This is a genomic window from Proteiniborus sp. MB09-C3, from assembly GCF_030263895.1.
Lineage (GTDB): Bacteria > Bacillota > Clostridia > Tissierellales > Proteiniboraceae > Proteiniborus.
In genome coordinates this window covers 432,275-450,223 of record NZ_CP127161.1, presented here as the reverse complement: position 1 = coordinate 450,223, position 17,949 = coordinate 432,275, and the positions used below count along the sequence as shown (strand labels likewise).

The window sequence follows — 17,949 nt, the reverse complement described above, 5'->3', positions numbered from 1 at the left end:
TATCATGAGTATTATTAAATATTTTGATATTGATATAGGCACAAGAGAGATGATATCTGTAGTAGGTGGTGGTGGCAAGACTACTACTATCTTTAAATTAGCTTCTGAACTGAAGCAATTAGATATGAGAGTTCTTGTTACCACTACAACTGCAATATACAATCCAAGCACAGAACTATATGATGATCTAGTTGTGCTAGAAGATGGACAAAGTATTGAGAATGGCTTGAAAAATGGTACAATTACTGTTTTAGGCAGATGCATATCACCTCAAAATAAGCTTTTAGGAGTAGATAGCGGTTTTCTTGATACCATTTATAATGAAGATTTATTTGATTTTATACTTATTGAAGCTGATGGCTCTAAAGGAAGACCTATAAAAGCTCCCGCCTCTCATGAGCCTGTAATACCAAGTAATACAAGTAAAGTCATAGGTGTTATAGGAATAGAGGCATTAGGGAAGGTAATTGATGAAGCTAATGTCCATAGACCAGAGATATTTTGTGAAGTGACAAATAGTCGTATAGGAGATGTAATAATAGAAGAAATTATAGTGAAGCTAGTTATGGCGAAAGATGGGCTTTTTAAAGGGGCTTCTGCAGATAGTAAAAAATATCTGCTATTTAATAAGGCAGATAATGAAATGCAAATGAGACAAGCTAGCCTAATAGGAAAAATGATTAGGAATAAGGGCCTTTTAATAAATGGCTTATTGGCAGGGAGTATGGCTAACAAAAGAATTAAAAGTGTTTAGGAGAAGGTGCTAAAATGATAACTGGCATAATAATGGCTTCAGGATTTTCTAAAAGAATGAATAAGGATAAATTAACTCTTAACCTTGGTGGAGAGCTGGTAATAGAGAAGGTAATAAAAGCAGCAAAGGAATCCAAGCTAGATGAAATTATATTAGTTTATCAAAAAGAACATATTAAAGATATAGCAATAAAATATGGTATAAAGACAGTTTTCAATTCGTGCCCTGAAAAAGGGCAAAGTGAATCTATGAAGCTAGGTATTAAATCATCTAATTTAAATACTGAGGCATTTATGTTTATTGTTGGGGATCAGCCCTTATTAAACTCAAGAACGATAGATATGATGATAGATGCTTTTAATAATGACAATAGTGAAATTTTAGTTCCTATGTATAATAATGAAAAAGGCAGTCCAACAATATTTTCTTCTAAATTAAAGGATAAGCTTCTTGAGGTAGAAGGAGATAAAGGTGGAAGAAAAATAATTGAAAAAGCACCTCATATGGTGAAATATATTTCTATAGAAGATTATAGAGTAGGATTAGATATGGATACTTGGGATGAATATCAGCAATTAATTGAAATGGAGATGGAGATTGAGAAATGATGGAAGATATAATTGTAATTAGAGGTGGAGGAGACATTGCAACAGGAGTAGTACACAGACTCCATAGAAGTGGATTTAAAATTTTGATTCTAGAAATAGAGAAGCCTACAGTTATCAGAAGAACCGTGTCCTTTGCTCAAGCTGTTTTCGATGGTTCTACAGTAGTTGAGGGAGTAAAGGCTGTGAAGGTAAATAATAAGGAAGAAATCTATAAATGCTGGGAAGACAAGAACCTTCCAGTTATAATTGATGAAAATCTAAATATTTTAAATGAAATTAAAGCGGATGTATTAGTAGATGGAATATTAGCTAAAGAAAATTTAGGTACAAGCAAGAACCTAGCGCCAATTACTGTAGCATTAGGGCCAGGCTTTGAGGCAGGAGTAGATGTAGATGTTGTAATTGAAACTAAAAGGGGTCACTACCTAGGCTCTTTAATATTTGACGGATTTGCGGAGCCTAACTCTGGTATTCCAGGAATAATCAATGGATTTGGAAAGGAAAGGGTAATAAAATCCCCAGCTGATGGAATCATCAGGCACGTTTCTAAAATAGGAGATATAGTGAAAAAGGACGATATCATAGCTTACGTAGATGAGGTGCCTGTAAAAGCTTCTATAGATGGTGTACTGAGAGGACTAATAATGGAGGAACTAGAAGTACATGAAGGGCTTAAAATAGCAGATGTGGATCCTAGAGGAATTCAAGAATACTGCAACTCTATTTCTGAGAAGGCAAGAGCAGTGGGTGGAGGAGTTCTGGAAGCCATATTATATTTAAAAATGAAAAGAGAAACATGCTAAAGAGCATTATAACTATTTTCAAAGAACGGTGATTTTACCGTTCTAAATTATTTTTTACCTAAAATTCTTTTACCAATAAGTATTGTAATAGTATATGCATATAATATACTATATTTATGGATCATTATATTGGAGGTGTAAACTTTGATATATCTTGATAATGCGGCAACATCTTTTCCTAAACCAGATATTGTATATAATTCAATAATAGAAGCCATGAGAGAATATGGAGCAAACCCTGGCAGATCTGGACATAAGCTAGCTCTGAAGGCAGGTAGGGCTATTTATGAAACGAGAGAGCTTTTAGGTAATTTCTTTAATATAGAAAATCCAATGAGAATTATTTTTACTTCTAATGCAACTGATGGCTTAAATCTTGCAATTAAAGGACTATTAAAGCCAGAGGATCATGTAATAACCACATCTATGGAACACAATTCAGTTCTAAGACCATTAAAAGCACTAGAAAGCATTGGAGTGGAGACTACCATAATACAATGTGATGAAGCTGGGAGCATTCATATTGAAGATATTGAAGCCAATATAAAAAGTAATACAAAGCTTATTGTAACTACTCATGCTTCCAATGTTACAGGAACTATATTCCCAATAAAAGAAATTGGAAGCATAGCGAAAAAACATAATATAATATATATGGTAGATGCGGCTCAGACAGCAGGAGTATATAATATAGATGTAATAGATATGAATATTGATATATTGGCATTTCCCGGGCATAAGAGCTTGTTAGGACCCCAAGGTACGGGAGGAGTTTATATAAGGGAAGGCATAGATATAGTTCAGATGAAAGAGGGCGGGACAGGAAGCAGATCCGATTCTTTAATACAGCCTGATATCTATCCAGATAAATTTGAAAGCGGTACACCTAATATGCCTGGTATAGTGGGACTAGGCGCAGGAATAAAATATATTCTTGATAAGGGAATAGATAATATTAGGGATCATGAAATAAAACTGGCCAAAACTCTTATAGATGGACTAAGAGAAATTGATAGGGTTAAAATTTATGGATCTTGTAATATGAAAAGGCAAGCGCCTGTAATTTCTATTAATATAGGAGAAGAAGATTCTTCAGAAGTAAGCTATATACTAGATCAGGTTTTTAATATTGCTGTAAGACCAGGACTTCACTGCGCTCCCCTTGCACACAAAACTGTGAACTGCTACGAGCAGGGCTGCATCAGATTTAGTGTTGGTCCATTTAATACAATTGATGATATAGAGGCTGCTATCAATGCAATAAAAACTATTTCAAAGGAAATATGAAATAAGAATTGAGTACAATTCGCAGTTTCGCAACACAAATTTGTTTTATGCTTTGATTTACTCAATAAATCTGGTTAGTTTGTAAGAAAATCCTGAGGCGCTAGATACAGTTTGTATGTCTGTATGCTGGTTTTGATATTGTATCAATCCTATGGATTTTCTTTATTTTTTATTTCTTTGTAATCAAAAATTAATTTCGTGGCAGGACTTTTAATATTATAATAGAATTAAAGTACAATAGACTGTAAAGTTAAATGGAAAGGAGAAACTATGGAACTTATATTTAACATTTTTACTGATTATATTACAGAAATAGTCATAGTAATGTCACTGCTTAATATTCTGTTATTATTGTTATATATTACAAGCAGAGTGAGGATTTCCAGCATTACAAAAAAATATGATCGTTTAGTAGAAGGCTCTACGACACATTCTTTAGAAGGCATACTTTTTGAACATATTGATGAAATAAGAAATGTAAAGGGACAAATCATAGAAGTTGAAAAACGCTGTGAGAATATTGACGATAGGCTACAGTTTTGCTTACAGAGAATTGGCTTTATAAGATACAATGCTTTTAATGATATGGGAAGTGATTTAAGTTTCTCTATTGCATTACTGGACGACAAGCTTAATGGATTTGTCATAACCAGCATATATGGAAGAAATGAAAGCAAAACCTATGCAAAGCCAGTAGTAAAAGGAGAATCCAGTTATCCATTGTCAGTAGAGGAAATGCAAGCTTTAGATAGAGCAAAGAAACAATCCATGACTTCATAAATTTCAAATAGGCTTGGTGATATTAACTTGAAGATATTATTCATAGTAAACCCTATAGCAGGGACAGATAAAGCAAAAAAGCTAATACCACTTATTAGAGAAAAGATGGACAAGACCAATATAAGCTATAGTATAGTCCTGACTAGCCAACCAAAGGAAGCCACAAGCTTGACTATGGAAGGTCTGGAGGAAGGCTTCGATAGTATAGTTGCTGTAGGTGGGGATGGAACTATAAATGAAGTTGCAATGGGAATTATCCAGAAAGGATATGGAACATTGGGCATTATACCAGGAGGAACGGGAAATGATTTAGCTAGAAGTTTAGACATCCCATTAGACCCTGAGGAAGCTTTATATTCTCTATTAGGCGGATCAAAAAAACATATTGATTTTGGTAAAATCAATGGCAGGTTATTTTTAAATGTTGCCAGTATGGGTTTAGATGCAGAAATAGTAAAGCGAACTGAAAATATTAAGAAAATTATAAAAGGCAGTGTAGCTTATACAATAAGCTTAATTGCTACTTTGGTTGTATATAAGCCTAAAAGGCTTACAATAGAGCTTGATGAAGAGACTATTGAGATGGATGCTATGTTGGCTGCAATTGCAAATGGAAAATACTATGGTGGTGGAATGAAAATATGTCCAATGGCTTTATTAAATGATGGGTATTTTCATGTGGTCATTGTGAGAAAGCTAAATAAGTTTAGACTTCTTACTCTATTTCCATTAGTTTTTAAAGGAACTCATGTAAACTTAACTGATATAGTAAAAATCTATAAATCTAAAAAAGTGAAACTAAAATTTGATAAAGAGCTACTATTAAATATAGATGGTGAGATAATTACAGCAAAAAAAGAGGTAAGTTTTATAATAGATGAAAGAAAAATAGAGCTATATACAAATAAATAAGAATAAAAAAACCCTTAATGATAAAAATATATATATAGTGCATTGGAGGGTTTTTCTATGAAAAAAAGGATTGTAGTACAGGAAGGATTATATAGTTTAAAAAGTAATTTAAATAATCTTGGGTACGAGATAGTTGACATCAATAATAATGATGTGGAGGCCATAATTTATATGGCAGATGGATATGACATAGAATACCATAACAATTTAGCTAATATGAACAGCGGAATAGACATAGCAAATAATAAGGGTGCTGTTTTAATTAATGCAACGGGAAAAACAACAGAAGAAATAGATAATATAATTAAAAAGAAAATATATAGTCCTTTATTTGACTGACAACAACTTAATTTTAAGTAGTTGTCAGTTTTTCTTTCTGTTTAAAAAGCTTCCAAAAGGAGGTGATAAATCCTGAGGAAATAATATCAGCCATTTTCATAACTGTACTTAGTCTAGTGTTTTGTAAAACCATATATTCCATAAAGCCTCCAATATTGACTACTCCAGTTATATGTATATCTCCTACCTTTGGCAAATCCTTGTTAACACCAGATCCTGGTTTCAAAGAACCTTTGGCTACATTAATATGGCCTACTCGCTCCAATTTACCTAAACATGCATCTATGGCTATGACAAAGGGATTCTTATATGAGGAGTATATGTTACGAATATTTTCTTCAAGATTTTTAGCATGTACAGGAGCTTCTAGTGTACCTAAAACGTGAACGTTAGTATATATTCTCGGAATATATGAAAGCTTATATCCTATCAATGGACCTAAGCAATCTCCAGTGGATCTGTCGGTTCCAATACATAGAATTATGATGTCCTCGTAGGTGTCATCATAATATTTTACTAAATGATTATAAATAATATCGCTAAGCATGGATTTGGCGAAAATAGAATCAGAATTTACCGACATGCATTTACCCCCTCATAACTAGTCATTATAAATAGAGTTTTCCCAAACAAAGGTTATTGATACAGCAAATTGAGAAAAAGTTGAATAGTTATAAATATTAATATGTAGTAGAGGACATATTTATGTGGTTAAAAATACTATTGACTGTTTATGCCCTGATGTGATACATTATTCACTGTCACTAAATGCATCTTGAGAGTTGCATTTAACGTGTCGAATTAGGGGCTAGTTAATAGCAATAAATAAAACAAAAAAACTATTGACAACGATAAAGTAATTTGTTATAGTTATAAAGTCGTCACCATACGACAAGAAATAACAAAAGAAAAATTAATTTAAAAAAATGTTGACAACTGATATTGAGAAATGTTAAGATATAAAAGTTGCTAAACAAGTTGGTCCTAACGGACACTCATAACAATAGCCCTAACGGGCGAAATATATAGTTGGTCTTTGAAAACTGAACAGTGAGAAGTCACAAGCAAACATCCAAAATTTCAAATTTTGAGATACGCTTAAAAATACATGTCAACGTCATAACGAGTGACAGGAGAACAAAAAGCTTTTATATGAGAGTTTGATCCTGGCTCAGGATGAACGCTGGCGGCGTGCTTAACACATGCAAGTCGAACGAACATGATATTCAACACTGAGTATTCAGACGAAATTCTTTTATGTCATCCTGAGCGATAGCGAAGGATCTCAGGCAAATAGAACTGAGTATTGAGTATTGAGTGTTGAATATTGTGTTAGTGGCGGACGGGTGAGTAACGCGTGGGAAACCTGCCCTATACAGGGGGATAGCCTCGGGAAACCGGGATTAATACCCCATGAAGCTCAAGTATCGCATGATACGTGAGTCAAAGATTTATCGGTATGGGATGGTCCCGCGTCTGATTAGCTAGTTGGTGAGGTAACGGCTCACCAAGGCGACGATCAGTAGCCGGCCTGAGAGGGTGAACGGCCACACTGGAACTGAGACACGGTCCAGACTCCTACGGGAGGCAGCAGTGGGGAATATTGCACAATGGGGGAAACCCTGATGCAGCGACGCCGCGTGAGCGAAGAAGGCCTTCGGGTCGTAAAGCTCTGTCCTAAGGGAAGAAACGGACGGTACCTTAGGAGGAAGCCCCGGCTAACTACGTGCCAGCAGCCGCGGTAATACGTAGGGGGCGAGCGTTATCCGGAATTACTGGGCGTAAAGGGTGCGTAGGCGGCCTTTTAAGTCAGATGTGAAAGGCTACGGCTTAACCGTAGTTAGCATTTGAAACTAAAGGGCTTGAGTGCAGGAGAGGAGAGTGGAATTCCTAGTGTAGCGGTGAAATGCGTAGATATTAGGAGGAACACCAGTGGCGAAGGCGACTCTCTGGACTGCAACTGACGCTGATGCACGAAAGCGTGGGTAGCGAACAGGATTAGATACCCTGGTAGTCCACGCCGTAAACGATGAGTGCTAGGTGTTGGTGGAGACATCCATCAGTGCCGCAGCTAACGCATTAAGCACTCCGCCTGGGGAGTACGGTCGCAAGACTGAAACTCAAAGGAATTGACGGGGACCCGCACAAGCAGCGGAGCATGTGGTTTAATTCGACGCAACGCGAAGAACCTTACCAGGGCTTGACATCCCTCTGATCGGATTAGAGATAATCCTTTATCTTCGGATACAGAGGAGACAGGTGGTGCATGGTTGTCGTCAGCTCGTGTCGTGAGATGTTGGGTTAAGTCCCGCAACGAGCGCAACCCTTGCCTTTAGTTGATAACAGGTAAAGCTGATAACTCTAGAGGGACTGCCGGTGACAAACCGGAGGAAGGTGGGGATGACGTCAAATCATCATGCCCCTTATGTCCTGGGCTACACACGTGCTACAATGGTCGGTACAACGGGAAGCAAGACTGTGAAGTTAAGCAAATCCCAATAAGCCGATCCCAGTTCGGATTGTAGGCTGCAACTCGCCTACATGAAGTCGGAGTTGCTAGTAATCGCGAATCAGCACGTCGCGGTGAATGCGTTCCCGGGTCTTGTACACACCGCCCGTCACACCATGAGAGTCGGTAACACCCGAAGCCAGTGAGCTAACCTTAAAGGAGGCAGCTGTCGAAGGTGGGATCGATGATTGGGGTGAAGTCGTAACAAGGTAGCCGTATCGGAAGGTGCGGCTGGATCACCTCCTTTCTAAGGAGAAGTACCTTTTCACTGTTCAGTTTTGAGAGGCTAACAAAGTCTTTCAAATAGATAAAACTTAATAAAGAGAAAGAGAAACTAAAAGAGAATCTAAACAATTCTCATTTTTAACTCTCAACACTCAATAAAATATGGGGGTGTAGCTCAGTTGGGAGAGCACCTGCCTTGCAAGCAGGGGGTCAGGAGTTCGAATCTCCTCATCTCCACCACGATATCTTTAAACTAGCGTTTAAAGATAATTGAGAATTGAAAATGGAAAATAGAGAATTAAAAGAATATAAATAGTTCTCAATTATCAACTCTCAATTCTCAATAGTTGACGACTTAGTTGTCAATCTTGTACCTTGAAAACTACACAGCGTAAGAAAGTTTTAAAATCAATAGAGAATTGATAAATAAAACTACAATTTTTAACTGGTCAAGATACTAAGAGCATAGGGTGAATGCCTTGGCACTAGGAGCCGAAGAAGGACGGGATAAGCACCGAAATGCTACGGGGAGTCGCAAGTAGACATAGATCCGTAGATATCCGAATGGGGAAACCCACCTAAGGAGAACCTTAGGAATCATCTACTGAATCCATAGGTAGATAGAAGGCAGACCAGGGGAACTGAAACATCTAAGTACCCTGAGGAAGAGAAAGAAACATCGATTCCCTAAGTAGCGGCGAGCGAACGGGGAAGAGCCCAAACCAGTAGAGGTAACTTTACTGGGGTTGCGGACCAGCATAACGGTAGGGATAATCTATAGTAGAAGAGGTCTGGAAAGGCCCACCACAGAAGGTGAAAGTCCAGTATACGAAATAGATAACCCACCAGCTGAGATCCAGAGTACCACGAGACACGAGAAACCTTGTGGGAAGCAGGGGGGCCCACCCCCCAAGGCTAAATACTACCTAGTGACCGATAGAGAATAGTACCGTGAGGGAAAGGTGAAAAGAACCCCGGGAGGGGAGTGAAAAAGAACCTGAAACCCTATGTTTACAAGCAGTGGAAGTTCTATATATGAACGACCGCGTACTTTTTGTAGAACGGGCCAACGAGTTACGATATGCAGCAAGGTTAAGTACTTAAGGTATGGAGCCGTAGGGAAACCGAGTCTAAATAGGGCGATTAAGTTGCATGTCGTAGACCCGAAACCGGGTGACCTACCCATGGGCAGGTTGAAGTTGAGGTAAAACTCAATGGAGGACCGAACCGCTTAGCGTTTAAAAGCTATCGGATGACCTGTGGGTAGCGGTGAAATTCCAATCGAACCCGGATATAGCTGGTTCTCCTCGAAATAGCTTTAGGGCTAGCCTCAAGGAAAGTGACGTGGAGGTAGAGCACTGACTGGTCTAGGGGCGCGCATGCGTTACCAAAACCTATCAAACTCCGAATGCCACAGTCATATACTTGGGAGTCAGACTATGTGAGATAAGTTTCATAGTCAAAAGGGAAACAGCCCAGACCACCATCTAAGGTCCCAAAGTACAAGTTAAGTGGGAAAGGATGTAAGACTACACAGACAACCAGGATGTTGGCTTAGAAGCAGCCACACATTCAAAGAGTGCGTAATAGCTCACTGGTCGAGTGGTCTTGCGCCGAAGATTACCGGGGCTCAAACTAGTCACCGAAGATGTGGGATACGTAAGTATCGGTAGAGGAGCATTGTATACAGGTAGAAGCTATACCGAAAGGAGTAGTGGACAGTATACAAGAGAGAATGTTGGCATGAGTAGCGAGAGGTGAGTGAGAATCTCACCCATCGAAAGCCTAAGGTTTCCTGAGGAAGGCTCGTCCACTCAGGGTTAGTCGGGACCTAAGCCCAGGCCAAAAGGCGTAGGCGATGGACAACAGGTTGAAATTCCTGTACTACCAGAAGGCGCTAAAAGAGAAGGAGTGACGCAGGAGGATAGGTTAAGCACACCGTTGGTTGAGTGTGCCTAAGCAAGTAGGGAGTATCTAAAGGCAAATCCGTAGATACAATATCCTGAGAAGTGATGGGGAGCGAAATACAAGTAGCGAACTAACTGAATCCACACTGCCAAGAAAAGCTTCTATCAAGCCTAAAGGTACCCGTACCGCAAACCGACACAGGTAGGCGAGGAGAGAATCCTAAGATGAGCGGAAGAACTCTTGTTAAGGAACTCGGCAAATTAACCCCGTAACTTCGGGAGAAGGGGTGCCGAGGGAGGTGAAGTGCAAGCCACATAAGCCTCCTTCGGCCGCAGTGAATAGGCCCAGGCGACTGTTTACCAAAAACACAGGTCTCTGCTAAATCGAAAGATGAAGTATAGGGGCTGACACCTGCCCGGTGCTGGAAGGTTAAGGGGAATGCTTAGCGCAAGCGAAGGTAAGAACTTAAGCCCCAGTAAACGGCGGCCGTAACTATAACGGTCCTAAGGTAGCGAAATTCCTTGTCGGGTAAGTTCCGACCCGCACGAAAGGTGTAACGATCTGGGCACTGTCTCAACAAGAGATCCGGTGAAATTGTAGTACTCGTGAAGATGCGAGTTACCCGCGACTAGACGGAAAGACCCCGTGGAGCTTTACTGCAAGCTGACATTGGATTTTGGTATCCTATGTACAGAATAGGTGGGAGACAGAGAAATCAGTGCGCCAGCATTGGTGGAGTCGTCGTTGGGATACCACCCTTATGATACTGAAGTTCTAACCATAGGCCATGAAACTGGTTTTGGGACACTGTCAGTTGGGCAGTTTGACTGGGGCGGTCGCCTCCTAAAAAGTAACGGAGGCGCTCAAAGGTTCCCTCAGCACGGTCGGAAATCGTGCGAAGAGTGTAAAGGCAGAAGGGAGCTTGACTGCGAGACCTACAAGTCGAGCAGGAACGAAAGTTGGACTTAGTGATCCGGTGGCGCCGAGTGGAAGGGCCATCGCTCAACGGATAAAAGCTACCCCGGGGATAACAGGCTTATCTCCCCCAAGAGTCCACATCGACGGGGAGGTTTGGCACCTCGATGTCGGCTCGTCTCATCCTGGAGCTGTAGCAGGTTCCAAGGGTTGGGCTGTTCGCCCATTAAAGAGGCACGCGAGCTGGGTTCAGAACGTCGTGAGACAGTTCGGTCCCTATCTGTCGTGGGCGTAGGAAATTTGAAAGGAGCTGTTCCTAGTACGAGAGGACCGGAATGGACAGACCACTAGTGTATCAGTTGTCCTGCCAAGGGCATGGCTGAGTAGCCAAGTCTGGTAGGGATAAGCGCTGAAGGCATCTAAGCGCGAAGCCCCCCTTAAGAAAAGATTTCCCATCTGGTAAACAGAGTAAGACCCCAGAAAGACTAACTGGTTGATAGGTCGTAGGTGTAAGAGCAGCAATGCTTTAAGCTAAACGATACTAATAGGTCGAGGGCTTGACCAGAAATATGGACGCTGTGTAGTTTTTAAGGTACAAATAAATACCTTAAAACTAAATATATAAGCTCTGAACAAATGATTTAGGGCATAAATCCAGTGACAATAGCGAAGGGGTCACACCTGTTCCCATACCGAACACAGAAGTTAAGCCCTTCAGCGCTGATGGTACTTGGTGGGAGACCGCCTGGGAGAGTAGGACGTTGCTGGATTTTTTATTTTTAAAATAGATTTATATATCAAAAAACAGCTTAAGATTTAATTTTTTAAGCTGTTTTTTATTTTACTATATTATTTGTTGTATATCTAATGTCCATTTCCTATGAATCTTTTTTCCATTTCCTCCTCTAGTCTCATAAGCTTTTTAATTACGTGTGGAGGTTTTCTATCTTTATTTTTAGCATTAGCTGGAATTGTATCAGTATTAGTATTATTGCTGTTTTTTACGAATGCAATATGTGGTGAATTCGTAGTTAAGACTTCAAATTTACAGCCCAAGAATTTGAGCTTTTCTATTATGGTCGGCAAGGCTTTTAGTGTATTGGTCTTGGCAGCAGTATCATGAAAAAGAACTACAGCAGTATTATTTCTACTTACCCAAGTCAATGTATTGTTGATTATTTCATCTACAGAGGCTGGAACTGCAGAAGCATCACCGCTACTAGCGTTCCAATCAAAATGCACATAGCCTTCCTTTTCCAATCTATTCATTATTTCATTTATTATCTTTTTTCCTTTTTCAGTTTTAGTTGAAGCATTATTTGATCCTCCAGGAAACCTGATTATTTTAGGTCGTTTTTTTGTGGCTTCATATACAATATTTTCATTTTTATATAAATCCTCAAAAAAGTTGTCTACACTTTTATATATATAATTATAATTATGGCTATAAGTATGGTTGCCAATTGCATGTCCTTCATCGGAAATTCTCTTAAGAAGTGTTTTTCCTTCATCTGTTTTGGTGCCTATGACAAAGAAAGTAGCTTTAATATTTTCTTTCTTTAGCAGATCCAACACCTTAGTAGTTATAGAACTAGGGCCATCATCAAAAGTAAAATAGACTGTTTTATTAGACCATGCATTTTCCTTATTTAGAGTGTTGATTATATTGGATGCTGGTTTTGAAGGTACTTTATTCTCAGGCTCTACTGGGGGCTCCGTCTCAACTTTAGTGTCAGGAGGATCTGAGATTTCCGGAACAGGCTCTTCTGTACCAGTAGGCTTGCCCTTATCGGGATTCATATTGTCTTCCTGATTATCTCCAACGGGTTCAGTATTATCTTCGTTATCATTTTCATTTGGGTCAATATTAATCCGATCCTCATCAGTAGAGGAATTAGTATTAGGCTCAATTACAACATCAGTATTGTCCTCATCAGTATCTTTATATGTATCCTCATCTAGCATGGCTAATTGCATACTATTGGGCATTATGCTTAGCATTCCATCGGCCAAGGCAGAGCTTGATATAGTAATCATAATAAGCAAAAACATTACAACTTTTTTCATTATAGTCCTCCTCATGTTGTACAGCTAATGCAATGAAGAAAGAATTAGCTACATTCATAATACACTATATTATAGTAAAATTGTATGACAAAACAGTTACACTTTAGACCAATTGAACTTTTCATCCTGAAACTTAAATTATTTAGCTGCTTTCTAGCCGTACAAATTTGATGTTTGCTAGGTTTGAACTACCAAATATTTACTCCGCAAATCAGTTTAGGTCATAATGGCACTTTTGATACTTAAAAGATTGTTCCACAGATAGAAATCAATGTTGATGCAGAATATCTTCTTTTCTGATAATATAATTATTAGATATATACCCTTTTAGAGAAGATTTAATATGGAGTTGATAAATAATGGATTTAAGAAATAAGAAATGCTTTATTTTAGATATGGATGGAACCATATATTTGGGGGATAAACTACTTAAGGGCTCAAAGGAATTTTTGGAATTACTAAACGAGCAAAATAAAAGATATCTATTTGTTACAAATAACTCCTCTAAGTCGGCTAGGGATTATGTTAAGAAGCTAAAAAGCCTTGGAATAGAAGCGAATGAATGTGATGTTTTAACTTCAGGAGAGGCTACTTGTATTTATCTAAATATGCAAAAACCAAATGCCAAGGTGTATGTTGTCGGTACAGATGAACTGTTAATGGAATTTAAGGCACATGGTTTTAATGTTATAAATGGCACTCAAATACTTCCTGATTATGTAGTGCTAGGCTTTGATACTACTCTTAATTACATGAAAATATGGGAGGCCTGTAATTTTATCAGGCAGGGGATACCTTTCATTGCTACCCATCCAGACCTTAATTGTCCTATAGAAAATGGAGGATTTATGCCTGACTGTGGTGCCATGATAGAGATGTTCAAAGCTTCTACAGATGTTTTACCTAAAATAATAGGAAAACCAAATAAAGAAATCGTAGATGTTATATTTGAAAAAACAGGTCTAAAATCAGAAGATATAGCTGTAGTAGGGGATAGACTCTATACAGATATAATGATTGGGAAAAATAGTGGAATAACTTCGGTGTTAGTCTTAAGCGGGGAGACAAGATTAGAAGATCTTAAAGAATCTGAAATAGATCCTGATATAATTTTAGATTCTATTAAGGATTTATATGAAATGCTCCTTTGATTCTATAATATGACAAGCCTTGCTATTCATAGTATTTATTAACTAAGAGTAGGAGGATTGTTTATGAAAAATTCATGGAAGGAACTGGCCAGCGTTTATATTGGCACTGTTATAGGGGCAGGCTTTGCCTCAGGACAAGAAATTATTCAATTCTTTGGAGTATTTGGTTACAAAGGGATATATGGTATCATATTTGCTTCAATTTTATTTTCAGTAATGGGAGCAATTGTATTATCTCAAGTATTCAGAGATAGAATTACGTCTTATAATGAGTATATTACTCCGCTTTTTGGACGAAGAATAAGTAAAGTCATGGAGCTTATTATAATTTCTTATCTATTCATCGGATTTTGCATAATGCTTGCTGGAAGTGGTGCAGTATTTATTGAGCAATTTAATATACCTGCTGATATAGGGATTTATACTATGGCATTTTTATGCTTTTTAACGCTAGCTTTTAGCGTAAAAGGGATATCCTTTGTAAATAGATTAGTTGTACCATTTCTAATTATTGGAATTATTTTAGTAGGCTCAGTTGTAATAATAAAGGAAGGACTCAATTTTAGCAATTTTTATGGAGTGAGCAGAGCTAAAACAGGGAACTGGGTGACTTCAGCTATTCTTTATGTAAGCTTTAATAGCATATCTGCTATTGTAATATTGACATCTTTGCTTCCCATTATAGGAAATGAAAGGCAGGCAATAAAAGGAGGCATATTTGGGGGGATAGGACTTGGAGTTATGGCAATGTTTATTTTATTATCTACTCTAATATTATATACTGATATTTATAGCATAGAGATCCCCATGATAAGAGCTGCACAGTATTTAGGAGACTGGGGCGGATATATGTATTCTGTTATATTATGGCTGGCTATGTTTACTACTGCTATTGCCAGTGGCTTTGGCTGTGTAAACAGGATTTCTTCTGTCATTAATGAAAGTCAACTATTTATTTCGGGAATATTTTGTGTAATTGCTATTCCTTTTGCTAAGGTAGGGTTTTCTAGTCTGGTATCAATAATATATCCGTTGTTTGGATATTTAGGACTTTTTATGCTTGTATATATTATTGTCAATCATTTTTTGGATTTTTTAGGTTTATATAGAAGGAATTTATATAAACAAAAGTGAATTATACTCATTAAGATGGGAGGGAAACTTATGATTGCAAAAGAAGAAGAAAATAAAGGCAAAAAGCTGATATGGATAGTATTGATAATCATAATAATTGCATTGATGTTTTTTGGAAAATTATTAAATGGCGATATACAAGATTTATTTAAGCAAACTGAAAAATCATTGGAGCTGGTTCAGACCATTAATATTCCTTGGGACAAGGATAGTATTATAAAAAATTATGGTGGAGTTATTATAAATTCCGATAATAATATTATTACTTCATATAATCTATCAGGAGACAAGCTATGGTCAAAGAGTGTAGATTTTGAAGTCCCCTTTACTCATCTAGGGGAAAATGCGATTTATACTGGTGATAAAATTAAGGGACAAATTGTTGCTTTTAGCATTGAAGGAGAAAAGAAATGGACCTATGAGGCAAGACAATCAATAGATAAATTTGTTGAGAAGAATGGTCTATTAATCATATATACAAAAGCAGGTGAGCAAATTGATCAGATAAATATTTTAGACGAAAAAGGCTCATTATTAGCGAATACAATTATTGATGAAGGAAGGCTTTTATCTAGTAATATTTCTCCTGACCAGAAAAAGTTTATACTTGTGACAATAGACTTTTCAGGAAATATTCTTCAAAGCAGTCTTTTGTTATATACAATAGAAGGACAGCTTTTATGGAAAAAAGACTATACAGATTTGATTATTCTTGATGCCGATTTTATAGATAATGATACTATGCTGGCAATAAGTGATAGCAAAATAATTAGCCTAAATGCAGAAAATGAACTGTTATGGAGTAAGGATATTAAAGGCAGGTTAAAGGATGCAAAGCTAGACAACAAGCAAAAAGAAATATATTTACTTTATGAAGAGGATAAGGGCTACATAGAAGTACTAGAGCCAAATGGAAAGACAAAAAATAAACTTGCATTAGACAATTATTATAACAGTATATATACAAATAAAAGAAATGTTTTTTTAGTAGGAGAGGATAGACTTATAGGAATACATGAAGGAGAAGCTTTTTTAAATTATACATGTGAGGCTGAAATAGAAAGCTTAATATTCGATAAAGATAATATTCTTGTATTGACTAAAGAAAATCTAATTATAGGGAAATTATCAAGTAAAAAAGAACAAGGAAATAATTAGAGAATAACATATAAAAGGTAGGTGCTTCTTAGATGAATTGGGTAGATATGTGTATTTTTGCTATTCTAGCTGTAAATTCATTAATTGGTTTTAACCAGGGCTTTATTGTTTCTATTTTTAGTTTAGCAGGACTTTTGATATCTTACTTTGCTGCTAGACTATACTACCCAATAATTGCCCAGTTCATATTAAATAATCAGGGAATTTATGATAAAATGAGAGGTTTTGTTGATAAGAGATTATATTCAATGTTTGAGGGGAAACCAGATATTTTTGGATCAGCCTCTTTACTAGAGGGGTTAAATTTACCAAAGCCTTTAGTAGACATCATATCAAAGAGTCCTAGGGTAGGTTCCTATACATCTGAGGTTTCAAAGTATGCTCTTGATATTATGTCTGAAGCTCTGACGCGAATATTTATAGACGTAATAAGCCTGATTATTGCGTTTATTCTTGCAAGGATAATATTGATTTTTGTCGTAAGGATTTTAAGTGCTTTTTCAGATATTCCTATATTAAAGCAATTTAATAAAATCCTTGGCCTTGCTTTTGGTCTTATTAAAGGTATTTTGATAATATTAATAATACTTGCTATACTTACCCCGCTTGTATCCGTATCACCTAATGGGGCACTAGCTGAAGGAGTCTTTAGTTCTACTGTAGGATATTATTTATATGATAATAATATATTATTAAAGTATTTAAAGGACTTAGTGCTATAATGAGCTATAAATCTTATATGGAGGGAATAGAAAGTGGGAAAGCGAAATAATGATTTATTAGGTATTATTTTGATTTTAATAGGGGTTTTGATATTTTTACTTAATACAGATTTATTATCAGGAAATGCTTTATTGATTTTGATAGGAGTAGGTTTTTTAGTAATATATTTTATTAGACGATATATTTGGAGCTTAATTTCAGGAATGATAATTATTGTGGTTGGAGTTACATCTATAATTGATGATGCGTTTTCAACCAGAATTGATTTAGCTGGATTTACATTTTTAGTTGGTTTGGGAATAGTTTTTTTAGTTTTATATTTCACAAAAAGAATAATGGGTTTTGTATTTCCAGGTTTTATACTTCCAGCTGTAGGCATATACACACTTGTATCCAGTATATATACTGGAGAGATGTCTTGGGCATTTTTCTTTTTAATAGGTTTATCATTTTATGGTATTTATATTGCTGAATTTATGAAAAGGGGCAATAGCTGGCCATTAATTCCAGGAACCATTTTAATTGCTTTTTCAGCGTTTCTGTACTTAATATCGAAAGATATAATAAAAGCAAGCTTTTGGAAGGTAATATCCTACGCTTGGCCTGCTTTATTAATAATTGTTGGAATTAAAATTATATATGATAATGTAAAGCGTAAAGCATAATGAAAACAGGG

14 protein-coding genes, 1 tRNA gene and 3 rRNA genes are annotated in these 17,949 nt (G+C 37.0%); 16 read left to right on the top strand and 2 right to left on the bottom strand.

Annotated features, from left to right (window positions below; translation table 11 throughout):
* The first annotated feature begins 4 nt into the window (after positions 1–4).
* The 7 genes from yqeC to QO263_RS02135 all read left to right on the top strand — a co-directional run bounded on the left by yqeC (position 5) and on the right by QO263_RS02135 (position 5,483).
* A complete protein-coding gene (gene yqeC, locus QO263_RS02165) occupies positions 5–754 on the top strand; it encodes a selenium cofactor biosynthesis protein YqeC (RefSeq protein ID WP_285625934.1) in 750 nt (249 codons plus the stop codon).
* Positions 755–768: 14 nt separating this feature from the next.
* Complete coding sequence (mocA, locus tag QO263_RS02160; protein ID WP_285625931.1) at positions 769–1,362, top strand: molybdenum cofactor cytidylyltransferase; 594 nt, start codon at positions 769–771, stop codon at positions 1,360–1,362.
* Complete coding sequence (gene yqeB / locus QO263_RS02155; RefSeq protein WP_285625928.1) at positions 1,359–2,165, top strand: selenium-dependent molybdenum cofactor biosynthesis protein YqeB; 807 nt, start codon at positions 1,359–1,361, stop codon at positions 2,163–2,165. The genes mocA and yqeB overlap by 4 nt, the downstream gene beginning before the upstream one ends.
* 144 nt (positions 2,166–2,309) lie before the next feature.
* Positions 2,310–3,452 carry an aminotransferase class V-fold PLP-dependent enzyme gene (locus tag QO263_RS02150; RefSeq protein WP_285625925.1) on the top strand — a complete coding sequence of 381 codons (1,143 nt, stop codon included), beginning with the start codon at positions 2,310–2,312 and terminating at the stop codon, positions 3,450–3,452.
* A 270-nt stretch (positions 3,453–3,722) separates the two neighbouring features.
* Positions 3,723–4,232 (top strand): DUF4446 family protein, encoded by a 510-nt coding sequence (locus tag QO263_RS02145; RefSeq protein WP_285625922.1) that lies wholly within the window; start codon positions 3,723–3,725, stop codon positions 4,230–4,232.
* A gap of 27 nt (positions 4,233–4,259) precedes the next feature.
* A complete protein-coding gene (locus QO263_RS02140) occupies positions 4,260–5,144 on the top strand; it encodes a diacylglycerol/lipid kinase family protein (protein ID WP_285625919.1) in 885 nt (294 codons plus the stop codon).
* 57 nt (positions 5,145–5,201) lie between these two features.
* Complete coding sequence (locus QO263_RS02135; RefSeq protein ID WP_285625918.1) at positions 5,202–5,483, top strand: YkuS family protein; 282 nt, start codon at positions 5,202–5,204, stop codon at positions 5,481–5,483.
* Positions 5,484–5,496: 13 nt separating this feature from the next.
* Here the strand turns inward: QO263_RS02135 and yyaC are convergent, their stop codons facing one another.
* On the bottom strand, positions 5,497–6,066 hold the full coding sequence (gene yyaC / locus QO263_RS02130; protein ID WP_502928685.1) for a spore protease YyaC: 570 nt from the start codon (positions 6,064–6,066) through the stop codon (positions 5,497–5,499).
* A 565-nt stretch (positions 6,067–6,631) separates the two neighbouring features.
* Between yyaC and QO263_RS02125 the strand changes: the two genes are divergently transcribed.
* The 4 genes from QO263_RS02125 (at position 6,632) to rrf (ending at position 11,810) form a co-directional block, all read left to right on the top strand.
* Positions 6,632–8,239 (top strand): 16S ribosomal RNA (locus QO263_RS02125).
* Positions 8,240–8,381: 142 nt separating this feature from the next.
* Positions 8,382–8,457 (top strand) — tRNA-Ala (locus tag QO263_RS02120).
* Positions 8,458–8,664: 207 nt separating this feature from the next.
* Positions 8,665–11,605, top strand: a 23S ribosomal RNA gene (locus tag QO263_RS02115).
* Positions 11,606–11,693: 88 nt separating this feature from the next.
* Positions 11,694–11,810: ribosomal RNA gene (gene rrf / locus QO263_RS02110) — 5S ribosomal RNA — on the top strand.
* Together the 16S, 23S and 5S rRNA genes with 1 tRNA gene alongside form the textbook arrangement of a ribosomal RNA operon.
* A 94-nt stretch (positions 11,811–11,904) precedes the next feature.
* On the opposite strand, the gene QO263_RS02105 is transcribed toward rrf, so the two are convergent.
* Positions 11,905–13,107 (bottom strand): polysaccharide deacetylase family protein, encoded by a 1,203-nt coding sequence (locus QO263_RS02105; RefSeq protein WP_285625916.1) that lies wholly within the window; start codon positions 13,105–13,107, stop codon positions 11,905–11,907.
* 359 nt (positions 13,108–13,466) lie between these two features.
* Here QO263_RS02105 and QO263_RS02100 point away from each other — a divergent pair, with 359 nt between their 5' ends.
* The 5 genes from QO263_RS02100 to QO263_RS02080 all read left to right on the top strand — a co-directional run bounded on the left by QO263_RS02100 (position 13,467) and on the right by QO263_RS02080 (position 17,938).
* Positions 13,467–14,258: an HAD-IIA family hydrolase gene (locus QO263_RS02100; protein WP_285625914.1), complete on the top strand. Its 792-nt coding sequence runs from the start codon at positions 13,467–13,469 to the stop codon at positions 14,256–14,258.
* A 63-nt stretch (positions 14,259–14,321) separates the two neighbouring features.
* A complete protein-coding gene (locus QO263_RS02095) occupies positions 14,322–15,392 on the top strand; it encodes a YkvI family membrane protein (protein WP_285625911.1) in 1,071 nt (356 codons plus the stop codon).
* A gap of 30 nt (positions 15,393–15,422) precedes the next feature.
* Entirely contained in the window at positions 15,423–16,550 is a 1,128-nt protein-coding gene (locus tag QO263_RS02090) for a DUF5711 family protein (protein ID WP_285625908.1), read from the top strand.
* Positions 16,551–16,582: 32 nt separating this feature from the next.
* Entirely contained in the window at positions 16,583–17,272 is a 690-nt protein-coding gene (locus tag QO263_RS02085) for a CvpA family protein (RefSeq protein WP_285625906.1), read from the top strand.
* A 33-nt stretch (positions 17,273–17,305) separates the two neighbouring features.
* Positions 17,306–17,938: a LiaI-LiaF-like domain-containing protein gene (locus QO263_RS02080; protein ID WP_285625903.1), complete on the top strand. Its 633-nt coding sequence runs from the start codon at positions 17,306–17,308 to the stop codon at positions 17,936–17,938.
* Positions 17,939–17,949 lie beyond the last annotated feature (11 nt).

Bases quoted from the DNA above. Each gene is read 5' to 3' on its own strand.
- yqeC (WP_285625934.1), top strand. From the start codon at position 5: ATGAGTATTATTAAATATTTTGATATTGATATAGGCACAAGAGAGATG.
- mocA (WP_285625931.1), top strand. From the start codon at position 769: ATGATAACTGGCATAATAATGGCTTCAGGATTTTCTAAAAGAATGAAT.
- yqeB (WP_285625928.1), top strand. From the start codon at position 1,359: ATGATGGAAGATATAATTGTAATTAGAGGTGGAGGAGACATTGCAACA.
- QO263_RS02145 (WP_285625922.1), top strand. From the start codon at position 3,723: ATGGAACTTATATTTAACATTTTTACTGATTATATTACAGAAATAGTC.
- QO263_RS02135 (WP_285625918.1), top strand. From the start codon at position 5,202: ATGAAAAAAAGGATTGTAGTACAGGAAGGATTATATAGTTTAAAAAGT.
- yyaC (WP_502928685.1), bottom strand. From the start codon at position 6,066: ATGTCGGTAAATTCTGATTCTATTTTCGCCAAATCCATGCTTAGCGAT.
- QO263_RS02105 (WP_285625916.1), bottom strand. From the start codon at position 13,107: ATGAAAAAAGTTGTAATGTTTTTGCTTATTATGATTACTATATCAAGC.
- QO263_RS02100 (WP_285625914.1), top strand. From the start codon at position 13,467: ATGGATTTAAGAAATAAGAAATGCTTTATTTTAGATATGGATGGAACC.
- QO263_RS02095 (WP_285625911.1), top strand. From the start codon at position 14,322: ATGAAAAATTCATGGAAGGAACTGGCCAGCGTTTATATTGGCACTGTT.
- QO263_RS02090 (WP_285625908.1), top strand. From the start codon at position 15,423: ATGATTGCAAAAGAAGAAGAAAATAAAGGCAAAAAGCTGATATGGATA.
- QO263_RS02085 (WP_285625906.1), top strand. From the start codon at position 16,583: ATGAATTGGGTAGATATGTGTATTTTTGCTATTCTAGCTGTAAATTCA.